This window comes from Burkholderia sp. 3C (assembly GCF_054589155.1).
Genome location: NZ_BAAILN010000107.1, coordinates 40,642 through 46,765 on the forward strand (window position 1 = coordinate 40,642; position 6,124 = coordinate 46,765).

Sequence of the window (6,124 nt, forward strand, 5' to 3'; positions counted from 1 at the left end):
AATTTTTTCTCGTCGTTATTACCCCGTTTGATCGGCGATTCATGACGGCAAGATGGCATCGGCCTTACGGGTCGGACAGATCCGGCCGGTTCGTCCCAAGAAAATGAAACGAACTATGACGAGCCTTTTTTCGGCCACAAAACGATGCAACACTACGAGTCGTTTTGCTTTTCCGGCTGCGCCCGCGCGGGCAGCCATCGCGTTTCCTCTACCGTTCCGGTGCGCGCGCCTTGCGCTCACCTTCTCACGAGGTGTTCGCCACATGCGACTCCGAAGCGCATCGTCCGATCTGTTGTTCTTCCTGAGGTCCTGGTTCGAGAATCCGCTGAACGTCGCCGCGATCGCGCCGTCCGGCGAGCCGCTAGGCCGCCTGATCACACGCGAGATCACCGGCTCCGACGGCCCCGTGCTCGAACTCGGCGCCGGCACCGGCGTCTTCACCAAGGCGCTGCTCAGGCGCGGCGTGGCCCAGCGCGACCTGATCCTGGTCGACAACACCGACCGTTTCGCGGCGCTGCTGACTCAGCGCTTTCCCGACGCGAAGATCGTGATCGGCGACGCAGCCCGGCTCGAATCGCTCGGCGTGGCGCTGCCGCAATCGGTCGGCTCGGTGGTCAGCGGCCTGCCGCTGCTGTCGATGCCGAAACCGAAGGTGGCCGCGATCCTGGGCGGTGCGTTCCACTATCTGCGCGATGACGGTGCATTCTTTCAGTTCACCTACGGGTTTCGCTGCCCGATTCCGCGTGGCACGCTCGACGCGCTGGGCCTGAAGGCGACCTGCGTGGGCCGCGTGATCCGCAACCTGCCGCCGGCCGCTGTTTACCGAATTTCACGCAAATAAAAACGGGCGGCGCGAAATCGCTCGCGCCGCCCGCTTCCATCCTGCGATTCAACGGCGGCAACCGGCCGCCGTGGTCGTTCAGCTCGCGCCGATGCCCGACGACACCTTCCAGAGATCGACGTTGCCGTCCTGCGCGTGACGATCGATCTCGGCCAGTTCCTCGGCCGTGAACGTCAGTTGCTTGACCGCGTCGAGCGAATCGTCGAGCTGCGCCACCGTGCGTGCGCCGATCAGCGTGGACGACACGCGCGGGTCGCGCAGCGTCCAGGCGATCGCCATCTGCGCGAGCGTCTGGCCGCGCCGTTCGGCGATCGCATTCAGCGCACGGATGCGTTCCAGGTTCTGCTCGTTCAACATGCCGGCATTCATCGACCCGCTGCGGCCCACGCGGGCGTCGGCCGGCACGTCCTTCAGATATTTCGAAGTCAGCAAGCCCTGCGCGAGCGGCGAGAAACCGATGCAGCCCACGCCCAGTTCCTCGAGCGTCGGCAGCAGGCCGTGCTCGATGCTGCGGTTCAGCATCGAATAGTTCGGCTGGTGAATGAACAGCGGCACGCCCTCGGCGCGCAGGATCTTCTCGGCTTCGCGCGTCAGTTCCGGCGAATACGACGAGATGCCGACATACAGCGCCTTGCCCTGCCGATGCAGTTGCACGAGCGCGCCCATCGTTTCGTCGAGCGGCGTGTTCGCGTCGACGCGATGCGAATAGAAGATGTCGACGTAATCGAGCTTCATGCGGCGCAGGCTCTGCTCGCAGCTCGCGATCAGGTGCTTGCGCGTGCCGGTCGGGCCGCCGTACGGGCCGGGCCACATCTGCCAGCCGGCCTTGGTCGAAATCACGAGTTCGTCGCGATACGGCTTGAAGTCGGCGGCCAGCCAGCGCGAGAAGTTTTCCTCGGCGGAGCCGGCCGGCGGCCCGTAGTTGTTGGCCAGATCGAAGTGCGTGACGCCGCGATCGAACGCGCGGCGCAGCACGGCGCGGCCCGTCTCGAACACGTCGACGCCGCCGAAGTTCTGCCAGAGGCCCAGCGAGATGGCGGGAAGCACCATCCCGCTGCGGCCGACGCGACGGTACGGCATCGCGTCCTTGTATCGATTCGAATCAGCCAGATACTGCGTCATGGGTCGTCTCTCCTGAACCGTGGGACTTCCCGGCTTCGCCGTTGCGAAACCGGGCGGGTCGCCTGCAAAACGCCAAGTGTAGGGACAGCCGGCAGTTCAGGGAAATGGATTCTGCAGATCGCATTGATCTATTTGCGGAATAGATCGGCGAACCTGCGCGGTGCTCGTGCGGCCTCTCAATCCTTCGGCGCGTATTGCATGTCGCCATTGCCGAACGACCAATCCTCGCGCGCCACGTCCACCAGGCTGATCCAGACATCTTCCTTGCGCAGGCCGGTTTTCGCGTGAATGCCGTCGGCCACGGCGCGATAGAACGCCTTCTTCACGTCCACCGTGCGGCCGGCGTTCCAGGTGACCTGGATGAACACGATGCTCGGCGTGTACGTGACGCCGAGATAACCGTCGGCCGGATAGATCAGCTCGTCGGGCGCGTGCCGCGAGATGACCTGGAACTTGTCGTTCGGCGGCACGTTGGCGACGGTGGTCATCGCTTCGTACACCGTATCGCTGATCGCCTTGACGACTTCGGGCGAGGTGTCCTTGGACAGGCTGATTCGTGCGAGGGGCATGAGATTCTCCGTGGAGGATGCGGCACTGGCGTGCAGCGGATGTTCAGAGTAGGCTGACGGCCATGTTTCCACAAGAGAATGATATTCATCATCAACATGATGAATCGGAATGATGATTGACGAACTCAGATCGTTTATCGCGGTGATCGACGCGGCCTCGCTCACGCGCGCCGCCACCGGCCTGTACGTGTCGCAATCCACCGTGTCGAAGCGCATCCAGCGGCTGGAAGCGATGCTCGGCGCGACGCTGTTCGACCGCAACGCCAAGCCGCCGCGCCCCACCGCGCTGGCGGGCCGCATCTACGAACAGGCCGTGCCGCTGCTGCGCGCGCTGGAACAGCTGCACGACATCGCGCGCGACGACGCCGCGCCGGTGGGCACGCTGCGCTTCGGCCTGCCGCAGGTGCTGGCCGATATCGTGATGTTCGATGCGGTGGTGGCGATGAAGCAGCGCTTTGCGGCGCTGGAGGTGAAATTGCTGACCGACTGGAGCACGCGCCTGCAGGACAGGATCGAGCGCGGTGCGCTCGACGCGGCGATGCTGATGTTGCCGGAAGACGCACCGCTGCCGGACGGCCTGGCCGGCAGCCGCGTCGCGCGCTTCGACGTGAAGGTCGTGCAGAGCGCCGCGAAGCCGCTGGCCGAGCGCCGCGCGGCCATGGCATCGCTGGCGGCGCACGAGTGGATTCTGAACCCGGACGGATGCGGCTATCGCGCCGCGCTCGAACGCGCGCTGGCCGACCAGGGCCATGCGCTTCGGCTCGGCGTGGATACCTATGACACGGACATGCAATTGCGGCTCGTCGCCAACGGGCTCGGCCTCGGGCTGGTGCCGCACGCCGTGCTGAAAGCCAGCCCGTGGCGCCGCCAGTTGCGCGTGATCGAGGCCGGCGATTTCGACCTGAAGCTCGATATCTGGCTGGTGTTTCCGCCGCAGCTCGGCAACTTCAAGCGCGCGGTGGCAGTGCTGACCGAATCGGTCGCGGCGTCGTTCGCCGATCAGGCGCGGCAGGGCAAGGGCCGCTGAAGCGAGGCTTGCCTCAGCCCGCCACGCCCTCGCCCTGCGCGCGCACCGCGCCGGGCGGCCGGCCGATGGTGCGCTTGAACGCGCGGCTGAACGCGGCGAGCGAACCGTAACCGAGCCGATACGACACGGCCTCGATCGGCTCGCGGTCGCGCGCGATCCACTGCGCGGCCAGCCGCATGCGCAGCTCGGTCAGGTAGCGCACCGGCGTCATGCCGGTGGCCGCCACGAAGCGCTCGGCGAACACCGAACGCGAGTTGCCGGCCTCGGCGGCCAGCTCGGCCACCGTCCAGTTGCGGCCCGGCTCGCGATGCAGCGCGACGATCGCGCGGCCCAGGCGCGGGTCGCGCAGCGCCTGCACCCAGCCCTCGGCATCGCCGCAGCCGCATTCCACCCAGCCGCGCACGATGAACGCGGCCACCACGTCGGCCAGCCGCGCCAGCACCGCCGCGAAGCCGGCGCGCTCCAGACACGATTCGCGCTCCATCGCATCGAGCATCGCGCGCAGCTCGGGATAGCGTTCGAGCAGCGTGCCCACATGCATGATCTCGGGCATCGACGCGACCAGCGGCTGCATGCCGCCGAGGTCCAGTTCCATCCAGCCGCTGAAGATCAGCACGTCGTCAGCCACCTCGCCGCTCGCGAGCCGATCCTCGTGCATCGCGTTGATCGCCGCGATCGTTTCGCACAACTTCGAAGAATCGAACTCGGTGATCTCGGTGCACGCAACGTCGGGCGCCGACAGCAACGAATGCAGGCCACCGTGCGGCATCAGCACGGCATCGCCCGCGCGCAGCTCGATGGTCTCGCCGCTCGCCGCGCGCAGCAGCGCCGTGCCGCGCCCGACGAAGTGGAACTGCGCGCAATCGGGCGCATTGTTCAGGCGCATGCCGAACGGCGGCGCGACGTGAATGCGCCGGTATTGCACGCCCTTCAGGCGCATGCCGAGCAGCAGCTCGCTGACGAGATCGTGGCTATCGGGGTCGAATCCGCGGGGTTCAGGCATCGTTGTTTCGGACGATTGATCAAGTTTTGCGGATTGTATGTCATAGACCGTCATCCCGCTGATCCGTAATCTGTGCACTCGTCGTAAACCCTGAGCGGACGCTACACACCCATGGAAATCGCCACCCCCACCCCCGACACCGCGATCCCCGTCGCCCATCCCGCATGGAGCGCCGTGTATGCGATGTCGCTCGGCGTGTTCGGGCTCGTCACCGCCGAATTCCTGCCCGCGAGCCTGCTCACGCCGCTCGCCGACAGCCTCGGCATCACCGAAGGCACGGCCGGCCAGGCCGTCACCGTGACCGCCGCGGTGGCGCTCGTCACCAGCCTGCTGACCGCCGTGGCGACGCGCGGCATCGACCGCCGCCGCGTGCTGCTGGCGTTCTCGCTGATGCTGATCGCCTCGAACGTGCTGGTGGCCTCAGCCAGCGGTTTCGGCGCGATCCTGATCGGGCGCGTGCTGCTCGGCATCGCGCTCGGCGGCTTCTGGACCATGTCGGCCGCCACCACCATGCGGCTGGTGCCGCCCGCGATGGTGCCACGAGCGCTGTCGATCATCTTCAGCGGCGTGGCCGTGGCGACCATCGCCGCCGCGCCGCTCGGCAGCTATTTCGGGCACCTGATCGGTTGGCGCAACGTGTTCTACGCGGCGGCGGCGATCGGCGCGATCGCGTTCGCGGCGCAGTTCGCGACGCTGCCGTCGATGGCGCCGAGCGGCACCACGCGCCTGCGCACGCTGATCGACGTGCTGCGCCGGCCGACCGTCGGCATCGGCATGTTCGCCGTCACGCTGGTATTTACCGGCCACTTCGCGTTCTTCACCTACCTGCGCCCGTTCCTGGAAGACGTGGCCGGGGTGGGCGTCAACGCGCTGTCGGCGATCCTGCTGGGCTACGGCGTGGCGAACTTCCTGTTCACGCCGGTGGCGGGCCGCGCGCTCGAACGCGGGCTGCGGCCGATGATGATCGCGATGCCGGCGCTGATGGTGCTGCTCGGCGTGGCGCTGTCGCTGTTCGGCCGGCTGCCGCTGGTCGATGCGGTGCTGGTGGCCTTGTGGGGCGCGGCGTTCGGCGGCGTGCCGGTGGCCTGGTCGACCTGGGTCACGCGCACCGTGCCGGACGAGGCGGAAAGCGCGGGCGGCCTGATCGTGGCGGCCATCCAGTTGGCGATCTCGCTGGGCGCGGCGGCCGGCGGGGTGGTGTTCGATTCGCGCGGCGCGACCGGCGTGTTCGTCGCGGCGGCCGTGGTGCTGATCGTTGCAGTCGCAACGATCGTGGCCGGCGTGCCGGTGCGGCGCGAACTGAAGTAAGCCACCCGGCTCCTGCGAAGCAGGCCGCACGCGTCTCGTTCAGGCGAGCGCGTGCGGCCTGTTTTCAATTGGGCGGCCGCCTGCCGGTTCAGCGCGTCGCGCCCACCGTCAGCAGCGCGTGATAGGCGGCATCGTTGCCCTGCGCCTGCGCGAGCCGCAACGCCGTGGTGCCGCGCGCGTCGGCGTGATCCGGGTCCGCGCCGCGCTTGACCAGTTCGGGCAGCAGGTCGAGCCGCCCGAACAGCGCGGCGAAC

The 6,124-nt window shown here is 67.5% G+C and carries 6 protein-coding genes and 1 pseudogene; 3 read left to right on the forward strand and 4 right to left on the reverse strand.

Annotated elements, in window-relative coordinates; translation table 11 throughout:
- The first annotated feature begins 52 nt into the window (after positions 1 to 52).
- Positions 53 to 841, forward strand: a complete 789-nt coding sequence (locus tag ACYP33_RS20880; protein WP_459623754.1) for a class I SAM-dependent methyltransferase — start codon at positions 53 to 55, stop codon at positions 839 to 841.
- A 78-nt stretch (positions 842 to 919) separates the two neighbouring features.
- Here the strand turns inward: ACYP33_RS20880 and mgrA are convergent, their stop codons facing one another.
- Positions 920 to 1,963, reverse strand: coding sequence for an L-glyceraldehyde 3-phosphate reductase (mgrA, locus tag ACYP33_RS20885; protein WP_414449637.1), 1,044 nt, complete (start codon positions 1,961 to 1,963; stop codon positions 920 to 922).
- A 176-nt stretch (positions 1,964 to 2,139) separates the two neighbouring features.
- Positions 2,140 to 2,532, reverse strand: a complete 393-nt coding sequence (locus ACYP33_RS20890) for a tautomerase family protein (protein WP_459623755.1) — start codon at positions 2,530 to 2,532, stop codon at positions 2,140 to 2,142.
- Between the two features lie 109 nt (positions 2,533 to 2,641).
- Between ACYP33_RS20890 and ACYP33_RS20895 the strand changes: the two genes are divergently transcribed.
- A complete protein-coding gene (locus ACYP33_RS20895) occupies positions 2,642 to 3,559 on the forward strand; it encodes a LysR family transcriptional regulator (protein WP_414449639.1) in 918 nt (305 codons plus the stop codon).
- 13 nt (positions 3,560 to 3,572) lie between these two features.
- Here ACYP33_RS20895 and ACYP33_RS20900 read toward each other — a convergent pair whose 3' ends face one another.
- Positions 3,573 to 4,562, reverse strand: coding sequence for an AraC family transcriptional regulator (locus ACYP33_RS20900; RefSeq protein ID WP_459623756.1), 990 nt, complete (start codon positions 4,560 to 4,562; stop codon positions 3,573 to 3,575).
- Positions 4,563 to 4,673: 111 nt separating this feature from the next.
- Here ACYP33_RS20900 and ACYP33_RS20905 point away from each other — a divergent pair, with 111 nt between their 5' ends.
- Positions 4,674 to 5,870 (forward strand): MFS transporter, encoded by a 1,197-nt coding sequence (locus tag ACYP33_RS20905; protein ID WP_459623757.1) that lies wholly within the window; start codon positions 4,674 to 4,676, stop codon positions 5,868 to 5,870.
- A gap of 88 nt (positions 5,871 to 5,958) precedes the next feature.
- On the opposite strand, the pseudogene ACYP33_RS20910 reads toward ACYP33_RS20905, so the two are convergent.
- Positions 5,959 to 6,124: pseudogene (locus ACYP33_RS20910) on the reverse strand (ankyrin repeat domain-containing protein); the annotation flags it as partial.

What these genes read in the sequence shown, in the direction of transcription:
- ACYP33_RS20880 (WP_459623754.1), top strand. Translation starts at nt 53, where the DNA reads ATGGCATCGGCCTTACGGGTCGGACAGATCCGGCCGGTTCGTCCCAAG.
- mgrA (WP_414449637.1), bottom strand. Translation starts at nt 1,963, where the DNA reads ATGACGCAGTATCTGGCTGATTCGAATCGATACAAGGACGCGATGCCG.
- ACYP33_RS20890 (WP_459623755.1), bottom strand. Translation starts at nt 2,532, where the DNA reads ATGCCCCTCGCACGAATCAGCCTGTCCAAGGACACCTCGCCCGAAGTC.
- ACYP33_RS20895 (WP_414449639.1), top strand. Translation starts at nt 2,642, where the DNA reads ATGATGATTGACGAACTCAGATCGTTTATCGCGGTGATCGACGCGGCC.
- ACYP33_RS20900 (WP_459623756.1), bottom strand. Translation starts at nt 4,562, where the DNA reads ATGCCTGAACCCCGCGGATTCGACCCCGATAGCCACGATCTCGTCAGC.
- ACYP33_RS20905 (WP_459623757.1), top strand. Translation starts at nt 4,674, where the DNA reads ATGGAAATCGCCACCCCCACCCCCGACACCGCGATCCCCGTCGCCCAT.